General features: G+C 70.3%; 18 protein-coding genes and 1 tRNA gene. 8 read left to right on the top strand and 11 right to left on the bottom strand.

Features of this window, described 5'->3' with window-relative positions; genetic code table 11:
- Positions 1-22 precede the first annotated feature (22 nt).
- From fxsT to ACIBJB_RS16785, 4 genes are read right to left on the bottom strand one after another with little or no spacing between them, the layout of a single operon-like run.
- The gene (gene fxsT, locus ACIBJB_RS16770; RefSeq protein ID WP_398931109.1) at positions 23-4012 is read right to left on the bottom strand and encodes an FxSxx-COOH system tetratricopeptide repeat protein; all 3990 of its coding nucleotides are present in this window, start codon (positions 4010-4012) and stop codon (positions 23-25) included.
- A complete protein-coding gene (gene fsxC, locus ACIBJB_RS16775; protein WP_398931111.1) occupies positions 4009-5184 on the bottom strand; it encodes an FxsC protein in 1176 nt (391 codons plus the stop codon). Before fsxC ends, fxsT begins: the two co-directional genes overlap by 4 nt.
- On the bottom strand, positions 5096-6811 hold the full coding sequence (locus ACIBJB_RS16780) for an HEXXH motif domain-containing protein (RefSeq protein ID WP_398931113.1): 1716 nt from the start codon (positions 6809-6811) through the stop codon (positions 5096-5098). Before ACIBJB_RS16780 ends, fsxC begins: the two co-directional genes overlap by 89 nt.
- Positions 6808-7956, bottom strand: coding sequence for an FxsB family cyclophane-forming radical SAM/SPASM peptide maturase (locus ACIBJB_RS16785; protein ID WP_398931115.1), 1149 nt, complete (start codon positions 7954-7956; stop codon positions 6808-6810). The genes ACIBJB_RS16780 and ACIBJB_RS16785 overlap by 4 nt, the downstream gene beginning before the upstream one ends.
- Before the next feature lie 612 nt (positions 7957-8568).
- Here ACIBJB_RS16785 and ACIBJB_RS16790 point away from each other — a divergent pair.
- Positions 8569-9510 (top strand): DUF4231 domain-containing protein, encoded by a 942-nt coding sequence (locus tag ACIBJB_RS16790; RefSeq protein ID WP_398931117.1) that lies wholly within the window; start codon positions 8569-8571, stop codon positions 9508-9510.
- A 170-nt stretch (positions 9511-9680) separates the two neighbouring features.
- Here the strand turns inward: ACIBJB_RS16790 and ACIBJB_RS16795 are convergent, their stop codons facing one another.
- Positions 9681-10175 carry a hypothetical protein gene (locus tag ACIBJB_RS16795; RefSeq protein ID WP_398931119.1) on the bottom strand — a complete coding sequence of 165 codons (495 nt, stop codon included), beginning with the start codon at positions 10173-10175 and terminating at the stop codon, positions 9681-9683.
- A 371-nt stretch (positions 10176-10546) separates the two neighbouring features.
- Here ACIBJB_RS16795 and ACIBJB_RS16800 point away from each other — a divergent pair, with 371 nt between their 5' ends.
- Positions 10547-10870: a hypothetical protein gene (locus ACIBJB_RS16800; protein ID WP_398931121.1), complete on the top strand. Its 324-nt coding sequence runs from the start codon at positions 10547-10549 to the stop codon at positions 10868-10870.
- 238 nt (positions 10871-11108) lie between these two features.
- Positions 11109-11339, top strand: coding sequence for a chaplin family protein (locus ACIBJB_RS16805; RefSeq protein ID WP_398931123.1), 231 nt, complete (start codon positions 11109-11111; stop codon positions 11337-11339).
- 289 nt (positions 11340-11628) lie between these two features.
- On the opposite strand, the gene ACIBJB_RS16810 is transcribed toward ACIBJB_RS16805, so the two are convergent.
- Both ACIBJB_RS16810 and ACIBJB_RS16815 read right to left on the bottom strand, forming a co-directional pair.
- Positions 11629-11715 (bottom strand) — tRNA-Ser (locus ACIBJB_RS16810).
- Positions 11716-11777: 62 nt separating this feature from the next.
- Positions 11778-13274 (bottom strand): S1C family serine protease, encoded by a 1497-nt coding sequence (locus tag ACIBJB_RS16815; protein WP_398931125.1) that lies wholly within the window; start codon positions 13272-13274, stop codon positions 11778-11780.
- 257 nt (positions 13275-13531) lie between these two features.
- On the opposite strand from ACIBJB_RS16815, the gene ACIBJB_RS16820 reads away from it, so the two are divergent.
- The 3 genes from ACIBJB_RS16820 (at position 13532) to ACIBJB_RS16830 (ending at position 16143) form a co-directional block, all read left to right on the top strand.
- On the top strand, positions 13532-14359 hold the full coding sequence (locus ACIBJB_RS16820) for a glycerophosphodiester phosphodiesterase (RefSeq protein ID WP_328639618.1): 828 nt from the start codon (positions 13532-13534) through the stop codon (positions 14357-14359).
- A 58-nt stretch (positions 14360-14417) separates the two neighbouring features.
- On the top strand, positions 14418-15053 hold the full coding sequence (locus tag ACIBJB_RS16825) for an ATP-binding protein (protein WP_398931128.1): 636 nt from the start codon (positions 14418-14420) through the stop codon (positions 15051-15053).
- Positions 15054-15177: 124 nt separating this feature from the next.
- Complete coding sequence (locus tag ACIBJB_RS16830) at positions 15178-16143, top strand: DUF5926 family protein (protein ID WP_398931130.1); 966 nt, start codon at positions 15178-15180, stop codon at positions 16141-16143.
- Positions 16144-16387: 244 nt separating this feature from the next.
- Here ACIBJB_RS16830 and ACIBJB_RS16835 read toward each other — a convergent pair whose 3' ends face one another.
- Together ACIBJB_RS16835 and ACIBJB_RS16840 are read right to left on the bottom strand one after the other, a co-directional pair.
- Positions 16388-17038 carry a hypothetical protein gene (locus ACIBJB_RS16835; protein WP_398931132.1) on the bottom strand — a complete coding sequence of 217 codons (651 nt, stop codon included), beginning with the start codon at positions 17036-17038 and terminating at the stop codon, positions 16388-16390.
- Positions 17039-17094: 56 nt separating this feature from the next.
- Positions 17095-17760, bottom strand: coding sequence for a bifunctional DNA primase/polymerase (locus ACIBJB_RS16840; protein WP_398931134.1), 666 nt, complete (start codon positions 17758-17760; stop codon positions 17095-17097).
- 451 nt (positions 17761-18211) lie between these two features.
- On the opposite strand from ACIBJB_RS16840, the gene ACIBJB_RS16845 reads away from it, so the two are divergent.
- Both ACIBJB_RS16845 and ACIBJB_RS16850 read left to right on the top strand, forming a co-directional pair.
- Complete coding sequence (locus ACIBJB_RS16845; RefSeq protein ID WP_398931136.1) at positions 18212-19723, top strand: PP2C family protein-serine/threonine phosphatase; 1512 nt, start codon at positions 18212-18214, stop codon at positions 19721-19723.
- A gap of 82 nt (positions 19724-19805) precedes the next feature.
- On the top strand, positions 19806-21272 hold the full coding sequence (locus ACIBJB_RS16850) for an aminopeptidase P family protein (protein ID WP_398931138.1): 1467 nt from the start codon (positions 19806-19808) through the stop codon (positions 21270-21272).
- Positions 21273-21394: 122 nt separating this feature from the next.
- Here ACIBJB_RS16850 and ACIBJB_RS16855 read toward each other — a convergent pair whose 3' ends face one another.
- Entirely contained in the window at positions 21395-22228 is an 834-nt protein-coding gene (locus ACIBJB_RS16855; protein ID WP_398931140.1) for a triphosphoribosyl-dephospho-CoA synthase, read from the bottom strand.
- 9 nt (positions 22229-22237) lie between these two features.
- The gene (locus ACIBJB_RS16860) at positions 22238-22507 is read right to left on the bottom strand and encodes a hypothetical protein (RefSeq protein WP_398931142.1); all 270 of its coding nucleotides are present in this window, start codon (positions 22505-22507) and stop codon (positions 22238-22240) included.
- Between the last annotated feature and the right edge of the window lie 447 nt (positions 22508-22954).

The following is a 22954-nucleotide window of genomic DNA, read 5'->3' on the forward strand; positions in this document are numbered from 1 at the left end:
CGGTCGGGTCGTACGGCCGGGCTCAGGTCGGGGGCATCTCCAGGTCGAAGTCGATCCGCTTGCGCTCACGCATCGACCGGACCGTGGGATGGTCAGGGCCGAACTCCTGCTCGGCGGCGAGCGTCGCGCTCCTGAGGTTCTGCTCGGCGTCGTCACCGATCAGGCTGCGGTCCAGGGCGACGTTGAACTCCGCGCAGAGCACCCGGGGGTGATGGTCGCGGTAGAGGACGCGGTAGGCCTCGCGGGCCACCTCGTCCTCGGCGAGTGCCTCCTCGTACCGGCCCAGAGCGGACAGCACGCCGGCCCGGTTGGCCCGGCAGGCCACCGTGCCGGGGTGGGTGTCGCCCAGTCGTCCGACGAGCAGCGGGAGCGTCCGGTCGGCGAGTTCCATCGCCTCCTCGGTCTCACCCTGGTTCCTGAGGATGGCCACCAGGTTGGTCGCTGCCGCCAGGGCGAACGGGTGCTCGAGGCCGAGGCGCTCGCGGTAGCGCCTGAAGTTCTGCCGTCCCAGCTCCATCGCCTCGAACCCCCTGGCCGGATCCGTCAGCGAGAGGGCGAGCAGGTCGCAGGCCAGGTTGGCCGTGCACGACATGGTGTCGGGATGCGGCTCGCCGTAGCGCTGCCGGTACACGTTCAGGGTGGAGCGCGTCAGGGCCTCCGCCTCGGCGTACTTGCCGAGGCGGCGTTGGGTCACCGCGAGGGACGCGTCCGTGCGCAGCACGTCGTCGGCGTTCTCGCTCAGCAGGCCGACGAAGCGTTTGCGAACCTCGTAGAGCAGATCGAGGGAGCCCTGGTAGTCGCCCGTGTCCCGGCGGTCCAGCGCCACTCCGTTGGCCACGATCCAGGTGAGCCGGTGCTGCAGTCCCAGGGACTGCCTGCACCTCTGATAGGCCTCCGTCGCCCGCTCCAGGGCATCACCGGGGCGGCCCGCGAGGCGAAGTGAGACGCTGAGGCTGTTCGCCGACCGGAGAGTCTCCTCGTGGTCCAGGCCGAAGTCCGGGCTGTTGAGGTAGAGCTCATAGGTCTTGCGGTCCTCGTCGTACGCCTCCTGGTAGCGGCCGAGGCCACGCAGGTCGGCACCGTAGTTGCGGGCGGTCACCAGCGTGTAGCCGTCGTCCTCGCCGAGTTGCGCGCGCTGACGCTGGAGTGTGTCGGCGTCCAGTGCGTGGGCTTCCCGGTAACGGCCCAGGGAGCGCAGCGGGTTGGCCACCTGCGCGGCCAGCCGCAGCCTGAGGTGATGGTCCGCGCCCAGGGACTCCGTCCAGACGTCGAGGGCTTTCTGCCCCAGCGCGGCAGCGGCCCGGTGGTCGCCGATCCGCCACTGGTTGCGGACCTGGCGGATGACCCACTCGCACACCCGCGCATCGGTGTTGAACAGTGCTTTGGACGGCTCCAGGTGGGGCAGCAGCTCCGCGAACCTCTGCCGGGCCGTCGCGCTGTCCTCCGGGGAGGCGGCCGAGGGCAACGCTCCGGCCAGCACGAGTTGTGCCTGGCGCTGAGTTCGCCGCTGTCGTTCGGGATCCTCTCCCAGCCACTCGCGCACCGCGGCCTGGACCAGTCGGTGCACCTGGATGGAACCGCTCTGCTGGTCCACCGTGGCCAGTGCGTACCGTCCGAGGTCACGGATCAGGTATCCCATCACCATGGGGTCCAGCACCGATTCGTCCCCGGTCTCCTCGGCGAGCCGGTTGCGCATGGCGTCGCTGTAGAGGAGGTAGTGCGCGATCGGCTCGGGGGACAGGAAGGCACACAGTTCCAGGAGCCGGACCGCCGCGGGCCGCTCGTTGCCGAGCCGGTCGACGGTCAACCGCCAGACCGCCAGGAGGGACTCCTGCTGGCTGTCCCCGGTGCCGTCCGTGCCGCTCAGGACCGAGGAGACCCGACTGTTGACCTGATCGAGGTAAGTGTCCAGGGGCATCGCTGTCTGGCGCAGCCATGCCGCCGCGAGCTCCATCGCCATCGGGAAGTCGCCGAGCGTGTCGGCGATCCGGTTCGCGTCCCGCACCGAGAGCCCGTCCACCCTGCGGCGCAGCAGGGCGATGCTTTCGGACCTGTTGAAGGAGTCGACCTCCATGGCGGTGTCGTTCTCCTCGTGCGGAGAACGCCGGGCAGTGAGGATGACGTGTCCCGGTCCCTCGTCGGGAAGGTACCGCTCCACCGTCGTGCCTCCCTCGTCCGTGTTCCAGGTCTCGCCGTTCGCGTCCTGGTTGTCGGTGAGGTTGTCGAACACCAGCAACCAACGACCGTGATCACCATTCTTCAGTGCGGTCATGGTCGCCTGTGCGCGTTCGTCCACCGTGTCGCCCGGAATTCCCAGCTCGAGGCCGAGGTCCGCGAGGAGCTGCGGGATCCGGTTGGGCTGTTCCGCCGGGATCCAGTGCACCAGGTCGTACTGGGAACCGTAGCGGTGGACGTACTCCTGCGCGATCTGAGTCTTCCCGATTCCGCCCAGGCCATAGAGGAAAGCCTTGCCGACGGGGGTGTCCGCGCGCAGCGACTCGGCGCTCAGACCGGTCCGCAACCGGTCCAGGTGTACGTCGCGGCCGGTGAAGGAGTTGTTGCGGCGCGGCACGTTGAAGATCCGGGGGACCAGACCCGGATAGGCGATGGTCCCGGTGACTGCGGGGGGCAGTGCCTGGAGTTCGAGCAGTGAGAAGAGCTTGCCGAGGACCTGCTCGGCGGACGCGTCCACCAGAGTGAATCCGGGCAGCCCGCGCAGTACGGTCTCCGGTTGGTGTTCCCGGGTGCGCAGGCCGATGATCCTGGCCCCTTCGGGTGACGCCACCAGAGCCCGGACCTCGTCGGCAACCGGAGTGGTGGCGAAGTCGGGCGAAAGGAGCGCGATGACCACGTCCGCCCCGTCCTCCGAACCGCTGGTCAGGGGCACGGACGCACTGCTTCCGCGCAGCGCCACGGCGATCCCCGCGGCTTGGAGCTGGGCTTCGATCCACTCCGCCCAGGCGCCGTCACGCAGCGCGTAGTCGACCCGCACCCGGGGCACGATGCGGCCGCCGGGTACCGGTGCCCGCTGGAAGCGCGCGAGCAGCTGCCTGCGCAACGGCTCCTCGACCGGACGCAGGGCCGTGACCTCCCCGTCCGTGATCACCGAGGTGAGACGTTCGTAGGCGCCCAGCAGGGAGGCGGGCTGGCGAGGCGTGTCCGCGACGGTGGCCAGGACCTCTTCGTAGGCGTAGAAGGGCTTGTAGGGGATCTCCACCGAGCCCCAGTACCCGTCGGGATCGGCCGCCCGCGGCGTGTCCTTGAGGAACTCCTGGAAGCGGTGGCGGGCATGTCCCCGGCTGATGGCCAGCTTCTCCTGCTCGGCGTCCTCCACCCGCATGGGCACGGGGAAGATCCTGACGTGCGGGGCAGCCCGCCGTACGTCCGCGGCCACGCTGGCGCTGCCGTCCACCGACTGGGTGTTCAGCGTGAAGCAGTTGACCAGGACATCCGGCATCAGCACCGTGGTGATGCCGGAGGTGTCGCTCCAGCCCGTACGGCTGTCGATCAGGGCGTAGTCGTAGTTGCTCCGCATGTCCTCGCGCAGGGCGCGCAGGAAGGCCGCGCCGTCGCGCTGTTCGTAGAACCCCTGCCAGTCGTATGTGTTGATCTTTTCGGAGTACTCCGGGGTCCTGCGTCCAGGGGAGACGAAGAGGACATAGCCCCCGCTGTCGAAGGTCCACGTCAGTGCGGAGGCGAAGCGCTCCACCCGGGCCTGCCGGCTGAAGTCGCCCCCGGCCGGCCTCGGCCTGGCCAGGTCGAACTCGCGGATCAGGTCGATGACACCGGGGGTGGAGCGCAGCTCCGGGTCACCGAGGAAGGGAGCGAAGTAGCGGTGCAGCCCCGGCGCCTCCAGGTCCCAGTCCATGGCCAGTACACGTTTTCCGTTGCTGGCCAGGATCCAGGCCACGTTGGCCAGGGCCATGGTGCGACCGGTTCCACCCTTGAACGAGTAGAACGTGACGATCGTGCCGGCGTCGCGGGTGCCGGCGTCACCCGGGTCGAACGTCATGACGAATACCTTCCGAGCAGGGGAAACGTATGGAGACCCTCGGTCGGCGTTGCCGGCGACCGCACGGCTTCCATGGACTTGAGCGCCTCGTTCTGGAGGCGGATGAGAACCTTGCGCAGGGAAGAGGTGAAGCTCTCCGCGTCCGGCAGTCCCCAGCGTTCGTATTCGCTGGTGCGTCCGCGCATCAGCGGGAGCGCGCGGTTGAGGAGTTCGTCCAGGACGACGGCCTGTTCGGCGGACTCGGTGTCGTCGCGGGCCCTTGGTTCGAGCGCCGTGGTCGCCTCGGGATTCCGCTCGTCGACAGCTGCCAGCAGCCGGTGCTTCTCCCGCCGCAGGGCCACCCACGCGTCGACCAGCAGCACGACGAGTTGCTCGGGGTCCTGTTCCCGGCTGATCCGGTCGACGGTCTCCTCGTCCAGCGGCAGCACGGTCGCGGTGAAGTCCAGGGCGGTGGCGGTGTTCTTCACCAGGGAGATCAGCGCCTCGTGTTCCCCTGGCGCGTAGGGGGACCAGTCCAGGGGCGTCTTTCCGTAGTACTGGTGAGAGTGCCGTTCGCCCGGCACGTCCTTCTGCGCCGTGGACGCCACGACGAAACTGACCGCCTGACTGCCGGCGGGCGCGGGCGCGCCGAGGGGCGAGTGGCTGCCGGTCGCGTCGAATCCGTGCACCTCGGGAAGTTGTTCGGCGGCCGCGACGATGCGGTCGGTGACGGCCCTCAGCACCTCCTCGTACTCGGACCGGTAACGCGCCTTCAGCCGCAGCAGGTGCAGCAGTCCGTCGAGCCGGTAGGCCTCCGACCGCACGCTCAGGGGCTGGTACGGGACGACGGCGTCCAGCGCGTGCGCGGGGTCGGGCTCCCACACGACGGGGACGACCGCGTCGGCGCTTCGGCCGGTCCTGGAGCGCTGCATGTTGAGCCGCCGCTGGAAATAGGACAGTTCGGCCCGGCAGTAGGACTGCGTGAAGTAGCGCGGTGAGTGCAGCACGACCAGGATCGTGGACCGGCCCAGCAGATCCACCGACACGTCCGACGACTGCGGGGTGCCGCGGACTCCCACGGCCTCCGGGGAGCGACCGGTGCGCTCAGCCACGGCCCGGCAGAGGTCGTGGAAGAACGACGCGACCCACTCCTCGTCGACGGTGCGCACGTGACTCAGGTAGAAGTGGCTCACGGTGACTCCAATTGCTTTGCCCCGACATCAGCCACGTCAAATCGGCTTGATATTCGAATAGAGGAGAAAGAAAAGTAAAGGGTTTTTGCGCACAATAGGCGGCATTCGACATCCCGTCGCAGGCCCAACGCCGCACAACCCGTTCCGCCCACGCCCCCTCCTCCGCTCGGTCTACCGTTCCGTCCCCGTATGCCGTAACGGCGGAGCCGCCGTTCACCGCACTGCTGGTCGATCTCGGAGGTGGCGGCCGGCCTCGGGCCGCACCGGACGGAGGGGCGTCTTCCGTCTCCGCCCGGACCACTCGAACAGGCGTCGATCCCCCGGTGTCCGACCCCACGGAAGGGTGAATCGCACGTGGCCCGCCCACCCGGAAGCCGAAGAGCTCCGCTTCATCGGTCATGCATTCGACGAAGTACGTCCCCCAGGACGTCAGGGCGGTCCTGTTCCGCCGCAGCACGCGCAGAGCCGCGACCACTTGTCGGCCGTACCGGTGCAGACGTGCCTCGGCCGCGCGGGCGGGCTCGCCGTCGAGCGTGTGGGAGACACGCGACCAGAAATCCAGCAGGCCGAGGTGAGCGTGCGCCCCTGTGAGGACGGCGCCGAGGGGGCGGGGATCAGGACGCCAGCCCACCTTGTGGTGCGTCCGGTCGTGCGGATCGGTCAGGTCGACCAGATCGGTCAGAGCCGCCAGGGCTATGTGACTCGTTTCGTGGAGGACGGTCTCGGCCAGCCGCACCGGGTCCTGCTCGGGAGCGGCCGCCACCGCCCCGTACGCCTCACGGGTGGACGAGCTGCGGCCCCGTCCGCGAGGGCCGGGCTGCAGCGGGACCAGTGCCGACCACAGGGCGGCACAGTCGGCGGTCCGCGCGGGCATCAGGTCGTTCAGCAGACTCCAGGCCTGCTCCAGCACCACATGCCAGGCGGCCAGTTGCGCCGAGGTCTGCCGGGGCTGGACCGGAAAACCGTGGACGTTCCGGTAGGGATCGGTGTCCTCCACGACCAGCGACAACCGGTGGGTGCCGGCGCGTGACGGAACCACCAGGCGGCGGGGCGCGAACCGGCGCGCCGCGCCGGGCCGATGCCCGTTCTTCCGCTCGCGGCCGCGAAGGTTCACCTCCCGGTCCGGGAGCTCCAGGATCCAGCCGTCCAGCCGGACGGTGCTCACGCCCTCCGGCAGCCGGACGCCGCCCAGTGTGGGAAGCCAGAGCAGCCCGTCACGGGCCTGGAGGTCCAGTCGCGGCCGCATGCCGACGCGTAACGCGGCGGCATACCCGAAGGTCCCCAGCCGGGCGAGGTCGACAGCGAGGTCGTCGTCCGCGCCGGTGCCGTGGAGGGCGCGTAGGCACCGCCTGAGCCAGACGCCGGCGTGCGGGTGCAGCAACACCGTGTCAAAGGCCCGCGGATCCGCCGCGTAGGCCTGGACACACAGGTCCCAGCCGAGGGACGCGCCCTCCCCCCACAGGTGGGGAACGGCGCCCCGGGCGGAATCGGCAAGGCCCTTCAGAAGCAGCAGGCGTTGGCTCGTCTGTCCTTTGCGGAGCACCGCCAGCGCCGGGGCGGCAGGACGGCAACGGGCCAGAGCCGCGAAGCCCTCGGCCGACATGCGTAACGCCATGGGTTCGGTCACGAGGCCCTCCCGAACCACTCCCTGACATCGGCCACCACCCGGTCCCGGATACGCGTGGTGAGCAGGCGGAGATCGGCGCAGTACACGCTGGGATTGTCGAATCCGTTACGGGGGTGGAAGCGGTGCGCCCGCAGTCCTCCACCGCACAACCGGACCACGGGACAGGCGAGGCAGTCGGCGGCGAGCGGGGCCGGTCCCGCGCCGCGGGCCGCCACCACCGCCGGATGACGGGCCACGGTGTCGAAGTCGTGGTCGAGCAGGTTCAGTCCGGTCGCCGCGGCGCCGTCGTAGGCGGCCTTCAGGTTGTCGGGGAGCTCCACCGACAGGTCGCTCTCCACCACGATGAAATCGGAGACCGCCCCCACGGCCCCCGACAGGGCCCGGCCGCTGAGCGCGCGGTCCATGATGTCCTCGAAGCGGGGGATCCGCGTCTCCTGGACCGGTGCGGTGTACCAGCGCTCGAAGACGGCCAGCAGCCAGTCGGCGTAGGGCGTCGCCAGGGAGTCGTGCCCGGGCGGCGGGTGCTCCCACGTGCTGTGCGGCAGAAGGAAGTTGATCATCGGGGGTTCGTGCGAGAGCAGTTCCTCGTACACCGCGACCGGATCGTTGGCGAGGTCCACCGTGCAGAGCAAACCGCTGTATCGCGCTCTGTTCTCCGGTCGCCTCAACAGTTCCAGCCCTTTCAGAACGGCGGTGTGGCTGCTCCGGCCGTTCCTGGAACGCCGATGACGGTCGTTCGCCGTGCGGTCGCCGTCGAGGCTGATCCCCACCGACATCCCGTACCGGTGGAACAGATCCAACCAGTCGGAATCGAGGAGTGTCCCGTTGCTCTGTAGTGAAATATCACAGTCGGACACGCCTCGTAGTGCGGATGTCAAGACCGACACGATGTGTTCGATCCGCTGTTTTCCGGCAAGGAGCGGCTCCCCGCCGTGCAACACGATGCGGACCTCGGGCAGGGCATGGGCCCTGGCATGCTCCGCCACCTTCTCGGCGAGCCTGTGGACCGACTCCTCCGGGATCACACTGGGTTTGCGCCGCCAACTGGTGTCCTGGAGTTCGTAGACATAGCAGTGATCACAGGCGAGGTTGCACTGCTGGGCGACCTTGACCACCCATTCACGAAAAGGCCGTACCTTCCGCATGTGCCACCTCCCGGGCCCCGGAGCCCCTCCGTGTCGGGCGCGATGCGGTGTCCGGCGGCAGCGCTGAATCGAACGAGGATGCACTGCCGTTCGGATCCCCGTGCTCGTACACGATCCGCCTGACGGTCTGACCGAGTGGGCCGGCGGGCAGGGCAGCGAGATCCCGCTCCGACTGTCCGGCCAGGTCCGGCATCCCCAGATCCACATCGGTCGCTGGCTTCTCCACGAACCCCCCGTGCTCACTCGTACCGTCACACCCGGCGGTTGCTCCGGGCAGGGCGGTGTGGATGTGGTCGTTGTGGGCGTGCGTCGACCCGCAACTCGGTTCGGAGCATGCCGAGTTGCGGGCGGATTCATGCGGTTCTGACTTCAGGGAAGCACACTGATCGCCCGGCGGCCAGGAACCCGTGGCCGCGCTCCTCGGCCAGCGGCCGGATCTCGCCATGATGCCCACCAAGGCCCCCTCGACAACGCGGTGTTGGCACCCGCACGACTCCAAGTCACCATGAGTCTTCCCCTCTTCATGGCGAGGTGACCCCCATGGCGGCAACCACACCTGGGCGAAACGTTCCTGGGCCGCGCGCGACGATAGGAAACGACGATCTGCCGCCGTTGTTCCGTTCCAACGACCAGTGGGCGCTGAATCGTCAGACCGAGGCGTTCCGGGCCACCACGACCCAGCTGTCGCTCCTGTTGGTGGCGACCGTCTGCGCCACCCTCGCCGACCACTTCGACAGCCATGTCCTCACGGCCCTGTCCGCCGTGCTGTACGGGCTCACCGTGGTCACCGGTGTCGTCGTCCAGCGCCGCCGGGCACGCGCCCACTGGCAGGCGCACCGGGACGCCGCCGAGACCGTCAAGTCGCTGGCGTGGCAGTACATGGTGCACGGCGGGCCGTTCCACTCCGAGGTGCCCGATCCCGACGGCCTGTTCAACCAGCAACTCGAGGAACACCTGCGGGCGTTACGGCGCATAGGCTGGCAGGAACCTGCCCACGGCCCCGGCGAGGAGCCGGTCGCGGGCGCGTTACCGGGCTCGGGCCGGGCCAGGAACACTTTGTGGGACCCGGCCAGCCGTCAGGAGGCGGACGATCCGCGCCATCCCCAGATCACCCGCAGCATGCGGGCGGTACGCGAGAAGTCCTTCGCCGTCCGGAAGGACATCTACCTGCGCGACCGGGTCGTCGAACAACTCAGCTGGTACGGCAGTCGGGCCGTCCAGGCGCGCCGGTCCGCCGCCGTCTGGTCCGCGCTGACCGCGCTGCTGACCCTGCTGGCCCTGGCCGCCGCGGTGGCCAGGAGCGCCGGCATCGCCTCCGGCTGGGACCTCAGCGGCCTGCTCGCCGCCTCGGCCGCGACCGGCGTCGCCTGGCTGCAGACCCGCCGTCACCACCCGCTCTCGTACGCGCACGCGCTGGTCCGGGAGGGACTGGAAACCCAGCGGGCCGTCCTCGCCCAGGGCGTGGCCGAGCACCAGTGGCCCCGGGCCGTCTCCGACACGGAACACCTGATGCTGCCCCAGCACACGGACTGGCTCGCACGGTTCGGGGGGTGAGGCGCGGCGGGCCGGGGCGAGGGCCTGTTGCGAAAGTGGCCTCGTCGCCCGGAGGGCGGCCGCGCGGCGTCCGGTGCGTGCTCTCGGCATGCCGCACGGAGGTTCCCGTACTGAGCTCGGGCTTTCGTCTTGCGGCAGAGGCCACTTTCGCAACAGGCCCTGGGTGAGACTCAGTGACGCCGCGCGCCGGGACGCCACAGGACGTTCACCGGTACGCCCACACGACCGGCGTAGGCAACGATGTCCCCGGTGCCGCCCGGACCGCGTGCCGGCTCGCCGTCCCACACGGCCACCAGCCGGTCCGTGTGGTCCACGATCCAGCGACCGGCCGCCGCGTACGCCTCCTCCCGGGTGCGTTCGACCGGCAGGTCGACCCGGTCCGCGCAGGCCAGCAGCAGCCGGCGGAACGCGACACGGACCGTCTGTCCGCCCAGGTGGCGTTCGTAGTCCGTGCCGGGGATCACGGCAGTGACGGGAATCCCGCTGCGCATCGCGAGGTCGGCGAACAACTGGTCGGCGCCGGCGGCCAGGGCGCTGAACGCCTCGACGGGACCACGCGCGGCCTGGTTCCTGAACTCGTCGAGAATTCCCGCGCTGACGCACTCCCGCACCGGCTCGGGGATGTCTCGGTGACCGGTGACCCCGATCCGAGTCGTACGCTCCACGCTCGCCGCCACCCCGTGAGAACCGGTCAGGACGCCCTGCTTCCCTACCCCGTCCCGACACCGAAGCCACACAGCCTGCCAGTGTGTTCGACGTGGACCACGAGCGATGAGAACCCCTGACCGATCTGGCCGGTCAGGGGCTCTCATCCGCTGCGGTGGGTGTGGGACCGGCTCGCTCAGATCGCGGGCGTCCCCCACGACCGCTGAGCACACCTTTGACGCGCTCTCGACATGGCGGGGCACCGGGTCTGCCAGCGTCACGTCGTAGCCTCGTAGTAGGCCCTTCTCCTCGACTGTGCAGCGAAGAACGTTGCTCAGGACCATGCGCTTACGTCGGGCGGTGTTCTCTCGCCTCCAACCCTCTCCCGCGAGTGGACTGGACCCCGACCGAGAGCGACGACGAAATCGACTTCCGGTATGTGCCGGACCCACGGCTGGCGCGAGCCCTGCTCGGGGCAGTCCGCGACTCTGGCCCCCGCGGTCAGCACCTCGTGAAGTCCGACCTCGCGGGGGTGCCGTACTCCCTGCGGCACGCCGGGGTGTCGCTCTGGATCAAATCGGGGGTGGATCCCGCGGAGGTCGCCGCACGCGCCGGCCACAGCATTGCCGTGCTGTACCGGTTCTACGCGAAGATCCTCAAGGGCGGCCAGCAGCAGTCCAATCGCCTGATTGCCCGCGCGCTGGACGAGGGGTGACCAGCCCGTCGCGGCCGGGCGGATTGACAACCCTGAGCCGATCGTCGAGTAGACCCCTTTTATCCTGATTCATCGGGTCGTATCGTCGAAGTAGGGGTTGAACCACCCTCCCGCCCTGCATCCCCAAGGGCGGCATCGCCAACCAAGTGGCGGTGAGTTCGCTTCGGTCGCACGAAGCGAGCGGTTCGTCTCTCCCTGAGATGGGAGGGCGAATCAAAGGGGAGAAAAGGAGCTTGACATGAAGCTCAAGCGCATAGCCGCAGTCGCGGGCGTGAGCGGTCTGCTGGCGTTCGGCGGGCTCGCCGCGACCGGCGGGACTGCGGAAGCCGCCACGAACGTCTGCGGCAACTCCGTGAACATCGGCAGCAGCGGTAACCCGGCCCATGGTCAGACCTGCGTCAACGGTCAGGTCAAGGGCAACACGGGCAACGTCAGCGTCACGACGTGGCTCTCGCAGTTCCACTTCTGATGGGCGCGCCATGGGATCGGATCACCGACGCCAAAGGCCGAGTGGCTGAGGAGCGGGAAACCGGAGGGTTCGACGGCCCCGCACGAGGCCGCCCGTCAGCCCGTCACGTCGTTGAACACAGGAAACAGTTCTTCATGCCAGGCATGAGCCTGATCCTGGCCCACAGATGGCCCATACGCACTGGTCAAAGGTGAGATACGGGCGAGCCAGGGTGAGACAGGGTGTACGCAGAAGGGGTGCCGCTCCGGAGAGTGGCACCCCTTCTGACCTGCAACGCTCTGACCTGCTGCGGTGGGTGTGGGATTTGAACCCACGGTGACATCGCTGCCACGACGGTTTTCAAGACCGTTCCCTTAGGCCGCTCGGGCAACCCACCCCGCGCCGCCGGTGACCGTGGCGCGGGGAACAGAGTAACGGGTCAGGACGGGCGCGTGCCGGTCAGCTGTCCCCTGTGCGGGCGCCCAGGGTGAGATCCACCGTGTGGGTCTTGCCGCCGCGCTCGTAGGTGATCTTGACCTTGTCGCCGGGCTTGTGGGTCCAGATCTCGCCGATCAGGGTGGGGCCGGAGTCGATCACGTGGTCGTCCAGCTTGGTGATGACGTCGCCGGGCTTGAGGCCGGCCTTGGCGGCGGGGCCGCCCGCCTCGACCGGGTCGGAGCCGCCGGCGCCCTCGGTGGTGATCTTCGCGCCGCCCGTGGAGTCCTCCAGGGAGACGGACGCGCCGATCTTGGCGTAGACCGGCTTGCCGGTCTGGATCAGCTGCTGGGCGACGTACTTGGCCTGGTTGATCGGGATCGCGAAGCCGAGGCCGATCGAGCCGGACTGGCTGGTGCCGCCGAGACCGCCGCCGCTGGTGGACTGGATCGCGGAGTTGATGCCGATCACGTTGCCCTGCGCGTCGAGGAGGGGGCCTCCCGAGTTGCCCGGGTTGATGGACGCGTCCGTCTGCAACGCGCTCATGTAGGAGGCGTTGCTGCCGCTGCCGTCGCTCGACGCCACCGGGCGGTCCTTCGCGCTGATGATGCCCGTCGTCACGGTGTTCGACAGGCCGAAGGGGGCGCCGATCGCGATCGTGGAGTCGCCGACCGCCACCTGGTCGGAGTTGCCCAGGGTGAGCGGCTTGAGGTCACTCGGCGCGTTCTTGAGCTTGATGACGGCCACGTCGTAGCCCTGCGCGTGGCCGACCACCTCGGCGTCGTACTTCTTGCCGTTGGGGAAGGTGGCGGTCAGTTTGCCGCCGTCGACCGCGTCGGCCACCACGTGGTTGTTGGTGACGATGTGGCCCTCGGTGTCGAAGACGAATCCGGTGCCGGTGCCGCCCTCGCCGCTGGTGGACTCGGCCTCGATGGTGACCGTGCTGGGCAGGGCCCTCTGCGCCACGCCCGCGACGGTGCCGGCGTCCCGCTTGACGCTGCCGCCGCTGTCGGAGGCGGAGAGGGTCGTCGAGGAGCCGTTGTCGTTGTTCTTGGCGAGGGTGTAGCCGAGACCGCCGCCCACGCCGCCGGCGACGAGCGCCGCCACCAGGACCGCGGCGACGAGACCACCACGGCCGTTCTTCGGCTTCGGCGCGGGCTGCTGGTAACCCGAACCCCAGGCTCCGCCCGCCCCGCCCGCGCCGCCGTCGGCATACAACGGGGTGCCCGGGGCCTGCGGCGGCGGCCAGGCTCCCTCGGGGCCGGGACCTGGGTGCTGCGGAGCGCCGCTCGCACCCTGCTGAGCACCACTCTCCGCCGAGGCGTACGCCCGCGCCGGTCCCGCATGGACGAGTTCCGGCCCCTGTGCGCCGCCGGAGGCGTGCGGCGGCACCGGCGGGATCGGGGTGGTGGGGGCGCCCGCCTCGGAGGCCTGGGGCGTCGAAGCCGCGGGAGCGTCCACCGGCACGGGGGGTGCGGACGGGGCCGGGGGTACCGCGGTGCCCTCGTTCTCGGTGCTCACAGCTTCTCTCCTCGGTCACGGCTGTCGGTTGTCGGTCGCACTCGGTCACGCTCGGCCAGTGCCGTTCGGTGTCCGGCGTGCGTCAGCTGTGCATGTCCTTTTGTATGCCGTCAGCTTTTCCCACGGGCCGTCAGGGCACCATAAGCGGTGCCTGTGGGTTCGTGGCTGCTCTTTATATAGGCCATGTAAGACAAATGAGGCGCAATCCATATGCCTCCGTTCGCACGCGTACCCCTTAGCGGTGGCACCATGACGCAGTGACCCACGCACGGCAGCAGCTGACTCAAGTCGTCGCCCACCGCGGAGCGTCGGAAGACGCTCCCGAGCACACTCTCGCCGCGTACCGGAAGGCGATCGAGGACGGCGCGGACGCCCTCGAATGCGATGTACGCCTCACGGCCGACGGTCATCTCGTGTGCGTCCACGACCGACGGGTCAACCGTACGTCCAACGGCCGCGGAGCGGTCTCGGCCCTCGAGCTCTCCGACCTCGCCGCCCTGGACTTCGGTTCCCGCAAGACCCGGGAGTTCTGGCGCACCCGCGACGAGGAGCCGGACTGGGTGTACCGGCCCGAGGACCGGGAGGACACCTCCGTCCTCACCCTGGAGCGGCTGCTCGAACTCGTCGCCGACGCGGGGCGGCGGGTGGAGATGGCCATCGAGACCAAGCACCCGACGCGCTGGGCCGGCCAGGTCGAGGAGCGGCTGCTGGTGCTCCTGAAGCGGTTCGGCCTGGACGCCCCCGCCTCGGCCGCCGAGTCGCCGATCAGGGTCATGAGCTTCTCGGCCCGGTCGCTGCATCGCGTGCGTGCCGCCTCGCCGACCCTTCCGACGGTCTATCTGCTGCAGTTCGTCTCACCTCGGCTGCGAGACGGCCGGCTGCCCGCGGGGGTGGGGATCGCGGGTCCCTCGATCCGCATCGTGCGCAACCACCCCGGCTACATCGAGCGCCTGAAACGGGCGGGCCACCAGGTGCATGTGTGGACCGTGAACGAGCCCGAGGACGTGGACCTCTGCGTCGAGCTGGGCGTCGACGCCATCATCACCAACCGCCCGCGCGCGGTGCTCGACCGGCTGGGCCGCTGACGTCCCCTCCGTCACAGGGTGTGCCCCGGCGCGTTCGGTGCGTGTTCGATCGTTGCGAATGCGTCGGCGGAACGTGATTGGCCGGTTTCCGGTACAGGCCAATGGGGCATCCACACCGTGGCGTGGGGCGAAGGAGGTCTCGGGGGTGGCGTTTGTGGTGGCACAGGAGGTGCCCACGTCGTCGAGCATGGCCGTACCCCATGGCCCTGCGGGCGTGGGGAAAGCGAGACACCGTATGCGCGTGCAGCTGCGCAGGGGTGGCGTGGCGGAATCGGTCATCGACGACGCCGTTCTGATTCTTTCCGAACTCTTGAGCAACGCGTGCAAACACGGCCGGCCGCTGGGCGACGCCCTGGCCGGGGACGGTGACGTCCGCGCCGCCTGGCGGGTGGACACGGGCGGCAGGCTCACGGTCGAGGTGACGGACGGCGGCGGGCCCACCCGCCCGGCTCCGGCCACGCCCTCGGTCACCGCGCACGGCGGCCGCGGGCTGAACATCATCACCGCGCTGGCCGACGACTGGGGCGTCAGGGACGACGCCCGGGGCGAGGTCACGGTCTGGGTGATCGTCCACTCGGACGTTCGCGATCCGGACGCCGGCTGCCGCCGTGACGACTTCGCGACGCGCGTCGTGGCCCCGTCGGTCGCGATACCCGACCTGGACTTCTCGGACGCGTTCGACGATCTCGGCTGAGGCGCCCCGCACCGAGCGTCCGTGAAGGACACCCGGGTGGTTGTCCACAGGCTCCCGTCGGCCAAGTCGCAAGCGGCTAGGCTCGCGCCCGTACGAGACGAGCCGTAACCGGGAGACAGCCACGATGGCCAAGAAGCGACCCCAGACGAAGGCCAAGCGCCCGCAGCTCACGGATGGGGAGGTCCCGGTCGTCGGCGCCCGCGAACCCTGCCCGTGCGGAAGCGGCCGCCGCTACAAGGCCTGCCACGGCCGGGCCGCCGCACAGGCCGCGACCGAGCTGGTGCACCGCCCGTTCGAGGGCCTCGCGGGCGAGGGCGACTGGGTGGCCCTGCGCGAGCTGGTCCCCGCCGCCACGGTCGAGCTGACCCTCAAGAGCGGCCTCCCCGAAGGCGTCCCGTCGGTCACGCTGGCCACGGTCCTGCCGATGGCCTGGCCCGCCCTGCGACGCGACGACGGCTCGGTGCTGCTCGGCCTGCAGAACGACACCGCGTCCGGCGACATCAGCCGCGATCTCGCCGACACCCTCCAGCGCGCGCTCACCGCTGCTCCGGGCACCCCGGTGGAAGGCCGGCGCGCCCCCGCCGACGGCCCGCGGCTGCAGGACCTGCTCGATCCCGAAGGCGCGTTCGAGCCAGTTGTGCACGAGGGCTTCGAGTTCTGGGTGCCGGACGCGGAGAACGCCACGCCCGAGGTGACCGCCTCGCTGGAGCGGGCCAACGCCGCGGCCATCCTGACCGTCCGGCTGACCGGTGTCGACGCCGCCTACTGGTGCGAGACGCCGGACAAGAACCACCTGCGGTGGGTCATGCCGCATCCCGAGGAGCAACTTCTGGACGCGCTCGCGCGACTGCACGCGGCCGGGAAGTCGAGCCTCGGCGAGGGCACCCGGCTCGTCGGTTCCTTCCGCGCCCACGGCCTCACCGTGCCGGTCTGGGACCTGCCGAGCGGGGTCACCGCGGAGGATGTCGAGAAGCCGGCCGCCGAGTTCGCCGAGCGGCTCGCAGGCGCTCTGGCCACGGACGCACCGCTGACCGCCGACGAGCGCCGCGCCCGTGGCGGCCTCACCAACCGCCAGGTCACACTGAGTTGACAGAGCCGGTGCGGCTGACCGGTCGGTCAGCCGCACCGCATCTTCACGGAACCACCCGCTCCGCTCACAACTCCCCCCAGGAGAAGGCGAATCGGTGTCCGAATAAGCCACGAAGCGTCACGGTCGAATTTGCGAACGGCCGATCTCTTGTTACGGTTCCCATAGCCCGGTTGCTGGTGCATCCCCCGTCGCCAGCAACCGGGTCTTTCTGTGTCCGGGCAGCTTTACGGAACGCCGCCGCGCGTCAACTGCCCGTAGTTTCCCCGGAGTTGCTCCCGGCCCGCAGCAGCAGTGGTCCGCGGCCCCGCCGGGCGGCGAACTCCGCGACCGCCGTGTAGTCGGCCGGTGTTCCCCGGGTGCGCTCCCGGGGCGTCTCACAGCTGTCCGGCTCGTCCCCGGCGCCGACCGGGCAGTGCATCTGCACGGTGCGTCCGCCGGGTCCCATGAAGCTGAGCACGGCGTCCAGCACCATGCCGGTGGCGTTGCGGTAGTAGGTACGCGCCCAGATCTCCTCGCCCTGCGTGAGCACACAGGTCTGCGCCTCGATGCCGTCGGGGGAGATCAGTTCGGGACCGCAGCGCGCGGCGGTGGCCAGACCCAGGCCGAGCAGCAGCGGGGAGCGGCCGGCGTCGACGAGCGGCGCCTTGTGGTCGTCGGCGGCGGAAGGCCGTACAGCGGAAGGCACCGCGGTAGCCCGTGCAGCGGAACGCCGTACGGAGGAAGGCTCCGCGGAAGGACGCACGAGATCGCGTACGACCCTGCGGCCTCCGTCGCCCACCTGTCCCGCGGAGGCCACGGCCAGCGGCAGCGCCACCGCGCACGCCACGACGCCCGACAGGGCGAGCAGGCGAACCCATCGGGAGTCTGGGGGTCGTGCCCCGGAATGACGCAGCATGAAGCGGACGATAACGACCTGGCGCGGGCATCCGGTTCCGCCCGCGCCCGACACCCCTACAACTCGGGCGCGCTCACACCCGTACGGGTGAGGGCCTCGACCACGGCGTCCACCACGGCCTCGACGTCGGGGACCCACGGAGAGGCCGAGCCGGGGAGCGGAGCCCGCTCCCAGGTGATGTCGCCGTGGCCGGTCTCGGACGGGGGCAGGGCGAGGTAGCCGCCCTCGCCGTGGAAGCGGAGGGAGCCGGGGACGTGGTCCTGGGCGTACAGCAGTTCACCCAGCTGCTCCAGGGAGTACGGCTTGACGAGGATCGCCCAGCGGGTCGGCGAGGCGACCACCGGGCCGAGGCGCATGCCCTGGGCGTCGAGCGCGGCCAGGGCGCGGGCGGCCGGGAGGGCCGGGAGGCTGACGGCGCAGGGGGCCTTGCCGCCGGTGGCCAGGATGATCGGCGCGGCCGGCCGGTTGGTCCACCACCAGCGCACCATGCGGTCGTCGGTGGTGGCCGCGAGCAGGCCCGGGTCGAAGGGGTGGGCGCCGGGGACCGTGCACTCCGGGTCGGGGCATCCGCAGCGGGCCCGGCCCTCCGGGTCCGGTGCCACGCCCGGGAGTACGGGCCACTGCCATTCCTTCGCGAAGGTCAGGGCCGCGCCGAGCAATTCAGGCCTTCCGTCGCTGCGCTGGGACAGGAGCCTGCGTCGCCTTCCGAGGATCTCGCGCATGAGCGCTCGTTCCTTTCCGTTGCACCGCTGGCAACACCGAGGACCACATCACACCATGTGTCGATCACTTCACTGTGCGTACCTGTTGGCGCATCACACCCTTGTCCGAGACAAGGGGAACCCCATACTGCGTCTATCAAAAGCCTGGGCGTGGCGGGGGGTGGCGAAGTCTGGCGTTTTGCCGTCCCGCGTATTTCTCTCCGCCTCCGCCACGGGAGGATGGGGCTCGATCGTCGGTGGCTAAGACGCCCGGGTCGGTCACCAGGTTCCGGGCGGCTGTACACCACCCCTGGTCCTTACCGAGTACGTACCCAACACGACCGCTGTGACGCTCTGTGGAGCAAGGCCAGTCGACCTCAATACACCGTAACCCGAGGCAGTTTTTAGCCAACTTTGCCTTCTCCCCACTCCCCACCAGTTACCCACGGACACCAGGAATCCCGGCAGGACAATGCTGGACATCCCCTTACGAGTGCGTGTAGATGTGGAGACACTGCTAGCGGCGCAGAATGACATGGGGGTTTGCGATGCTTTTGAGCAATACGCACCGGTCGGAAAGCCGGACGCCATGAACGCCCCTCACCCTCCGAAAGTGGCTGGAATCGATTCAACGGTTCCCGCACCCGCACACACTGTCGCGCCCGCGTCAGCCGCCCCGGCCACCCCTGCGGTCTCCCCGCCGAACGCACCCGGCGCCCTGCTCCAGGACCGGCTCGCCGGCTGGGTCTCCGACCTCACGACCCTCCACGAACTCACCGAACGCCTCGTCCGCACGGACGCCCTGTCCGACGCTCTCCAGGAACTCCTGCGCGCCGGAGCCGCCCTCGTGGGAGCCCGGCGCGGACTGGTCGTCCTCGAACCGGCCGACGGCCTCGGCCCCGAGACCACCATCGGCCTCGGACTCGCCCGCGCCGACCTCGGGCACATCGAGACCGTCCCGCGCAGCTCCATGTCGTACGGCAGGATCCTCGACGGGCTGCCGGGCGGTGACGGCGAGATCGCCGAGCCCGACCTGCTCGCCGAGGACGGCCTCGACCCGCGCCACCGCGAGGTGGCCGCACGCCTCGGTTACGCGGCCAGCTACGCGCTTCCCCTGTCCACCACCGGCGCCGGCCGCCTCGGCGCCGCCGTGTGGCTCTACGACGAGCCCGCCGAACCGTCCGAGCGCCGGCGCCACCTCGTCGGTCTGTACACCCGCCACGCCACCGAGCACCTGGCCCGGCTCCTCGAGGTCGAGCGCACGCGCGCGTGCATGGCGACGATGGCGGAGGAACTGCTGCCGTCCCGGCTCCCCCGCGTCGCCGGTGTGCGGCTCGCCGCCCGCCACCGAACCGGTCCGCGCGGCGGCGGCGACTGGTACGACGCGCTGCCACTGCCGGACGCGGCGCTGGGCCTCGCGGTCGGTTCGGTGACCGGCAGCGGAGCGAGCGCGATCGCCGCGATGGGACGCCTCAGAGCCTCCCTGCGGGCGTACGCCGTCATGGAGGGCGAGGACCCGGTCGCGGTCCTGTCCGACCTGGAGCTGCTGCTCAGGCTGACCGAGCCGGCCCGCTCCGCCACCGCCCTGTTCGCCTACTGCGAGCCCGCGCTGCGCAAGATCACGCTGGCCGGTGCCGGGCACTGCCCGCCGCTGCTGATCGGCGAGCGGCGCACCGACTTCGTGGAGACCACCGTGTCCGCGCCGCTCGGCATGCTCGCCTGCTGGGAGGCGCCGAGCGTGGAGCTGTGCGCCGAGCCGGGAGAGACGGTTCTGCTGTACACCGACGGACTGCTGCACCGCACCGGCGATGCCACCGACCGGGCCTTCGCACGCCTGCACGCGGCGGCGGCCGGGGTGCCGAGGGCGCTGCGCGGCGACCCCGGCGCCGTCGCCGACCACGTGCTGCGGACCGTGCTGCCGGACGGGCTGGACGAGGCGGACTCGGCGGAGGACGTCGTACTCCTCGCGGCTCACTTCGAGTAGCGGGTGGTAACAGGTCTTTCGGCCCTGGGCCCCCTTCCGTACGACCGTACGATGGAGGGGGTCCAGTGCCGTATCTAGGAGGATGACCGTGGCCGACGAGCCCACGACGGAGAGCCCGGAAGAGTCGGAAGAGCCGATCAAGAAGCGGAAGAACGGCCTGTACCCGGGCGTCTCCGACGAGCTGGCCGAGAGCATGAAGTCCGGCTGGGCGGACACGGAGCTGCACGACCTGGAGCCGATCGCGCAGGCCGCCGAGACCGCGGCCCGCCGTGCGGCGCTCTCCGCGCGGTTCCCTGGCGAGCGGCTGGTGATCCCGTCCGGCAACCTGAAGACCCGTTCGAACGACACGGAGTATCCGTTCCGGGCGTCCGTCGAGTACGCCTACCTCACCGGCAACCAGACCGAGGACGGCGTGCTCGTCCTGGAGCCGGCCGCTTCCGGCGGCCACACCGCCACGCTCTACCTCCTGCCGCGCTCCGACCGCGAGAACGGAGAGTTCTGGCTCTCCGGTCAGGGCGAGCTGTGGGTCGGACGGCGGCACTCCCTCACCGAGTCCGAGAAGCTGTACGGCATCCCCGTGTCCGACGTCCGCGAGCTCGCGGAGGCGCTGCGCGAGGCGACCGGCCCGGTGCGGGTCGTCCGCGGGTACGACGCCGGCATCGAGGCCGCGCTGACCGACAAGGTCACCGCCGAGCGGGACGAGGAGCTGCGGGTCTTCCTGTCCGAGGCGCGCCTCGTCAAGGACGCGTTCGAGATCGGCGAGCTGCAGAAGGCGGTCGACTCGACGGTCCGCGGCTTCGAGGACGTGGTGAAGGTCCTCGACAAGGCCGAGGCCACCTCCGAGCGGTACATCGAGGGCACGTTCTTCCTCCGCGCGCGTGTCGAGGGCAACGACGTCGGCTACGGCACGATCGCCGCGGCCGGGCCGCACGCGTGCACGCTGCACTGGGTGCGCAACGACGGCGCCGTGCGGTCGGGTGAGCTGCTGCTGCTCGACGCCGGTGTCGAGACGCACACGTACTACACCGCCGACGTGACCCGGACCCTGCCGATCAACGGGCGGTTCAGCGAGATCCAGAAGAAGATCTACGACGCGGTGTACGACGCCCAGGAGGCCGGGATCGCGGCCGTGAAGCCCGGTGCGAAGTACCGGGACTTCCATGACGCGGCCCAGCGGGTGCTGGCCGCGCGGCTCGTGGAGTGGGGGCTGGTCGAGGGGCCGGTGGAGCGGGTGCTGGAGCTGGGGCTCCAGCGGCGGTGGACGCTGCACGGGACCGGGCACATGCTGGGCATGGACGTCCACGACTGCGCCGCCGCGCGGGTGGAGTCGTATGTGGACGGGGTTCTCGAGGCGGGCATGGTGCTGACCGTCGAGCCCGGGCTGTACTTCCAGGCCGACGACCTGACCGTGCCCGAGGAGTACCGGGGAATCGGGGTGCGGATCGAGGACGACATCCTGGTGACCGAGGAGGAGAACCGGAATCTGTCGTCGGGGCTGCCGCGGCAGTCCGACGAGGTCGAGGCGTGGATGGCCCGGCTCAAGGGTTGAGTCTCGGCTGCGGGTGGATCGTGGCCGGTCGCGCCCCCGGGTGGGTTCTGTGACCTCCATCCGGAAGCGGTCTCTGTCGAAGGGCGTCGCGTCGGGCTCGAACGGGCCTGCGCGACGCCGTTTCAGGCCCTCCTCGGACCGGCCGTCACGGCAAGCGCGTCCACGAACAGCGCCCCCGCGAGCAGCCCCGCGCTGCCGCGGGGGCTCCACGCGCGTGTGTGGAGGTCGGTGTCAAGGGCGAGCAGGGCCTCTCGGCCCGCGTCCGTCGTCGTACCGCCCGCCTCCAGGACCCCGCGGGCACCCGCCTGGACGTGGCGCAGGCCCAAAGGGCCCGCCGCGTAGAGGAGTTCGGTGTCCTGGAGGGTGGACATCACGGTGAGCAGGGCGTCCAGGCGGGCCTCGGACTCGTCGGCGCCCGCCGTGCGGGACCTGGCCAGCGCGTCCAACGCCCGCCGTACGTGCGGGAATCCGGCCCGCGCCTCGCCCCGGGCACCCGCCGCGCCGTACTTCGCGGACACCGAGGAGCCCCGGGAGGGCCGGCGCGGGGCCCGTCTGTCGCTGTGCGCGGCGATCTTCTTGGCGGCCGCGGCCACGTCCGTGGACCGCGCCCCCGGGTCGAGGGCGGCCGCGGCGACCAGCAGACCGAGGGTCCACAGGGCACCGCGGTGACCGCCGCCGGCCAGGCCCACCGAGTGCTCGGTGCACCGGCCGATCGCGCCCAGCTCCGCACGCAGCTGGGGACTGGGCTCACCGGTGCGACGGGCGGCGGCGGCCATCGCCGCGAGGCCGGGCGCGAGCGCCTTGGCCGACCAGCGCAGGGAACAGTGGTCCGGGCTCGTGGCGCCGGCGCCGAGGTCACGCGGGTCGGGCAGGCCCGGCTTGGGAGCCAGGGCCAGCTGACCGGTCAGCGCGTCCACGGCGGCCAGAGCCAGCGCCTCGTCCTCGGGGCTGCTCACGGCCGTACCTTACGAGGACGCGGAGGCCGAGGGACTGGCACTTTCGGACGGAGCGTCGCTCGGTGGTGCGCCCGCCGGGGCCCCGCTCGGAGGCGTGCCGCACCCGCCGCTGTCCGCGCCGGTGCTCGTCGCCGAGGCGGTGGCCGTGGCCTCGGTGGTGGTGTCGGCGAACGCCGACTGGTACCCGGTGACGGCGAGGCCGCTCGCCGCGACCGTCCCGCCGGTCACCGCGAGGGCGCGGCGCCGGATGGCGCTGGAGTTGCTGTGGTTTCCCGTCATGGGCAGGACCGTAGGAACTCTTGCCGTCAGAAGCATGAGGGGACGCTGTGCGGGGGCTGTTGACTTCCGGCAGAGCTGAAGCGGGCGCGAAGTCGTGCCCCGGACGGGCGAATTCCGCGCGGGGCTCCGCCGTCCCCCAAACCCTCGAATAGAGTAAAATCTTCATAAAGAGATCTTGAGGGCGGAACCGGCTGGGTTTCCCTTGTCCTCCTACCGGAACAACCCTGGGTTCATCGTCACCGCTCAGACCATTCGAGGCGGAGGACCGAAGGCAGGCACTGACATGCGCAACTCACATTGGGGGGGAACGCAGTTGGGCTGTGTTGTGGTTTCATATCTGCCCTGCGACCCCTGCTCCGGGGTCGTTCACCCCCATGAGCGTGTTCGCGCGCGGGACGCTCCGGATGTCCGTAATATCCGCTTTGCTTGGACCGTTCCTTGTCCATT

Origin of the sequence: Streptomyces sp. NPDC050759, assembly GCF_044456945.1 — a bacterium.
Taxonomy (GTDB): Bacteria; Actinomycetota; Actinomycetes; order Streptomycetales; family Streptomycetaceae; genus Streptomyces.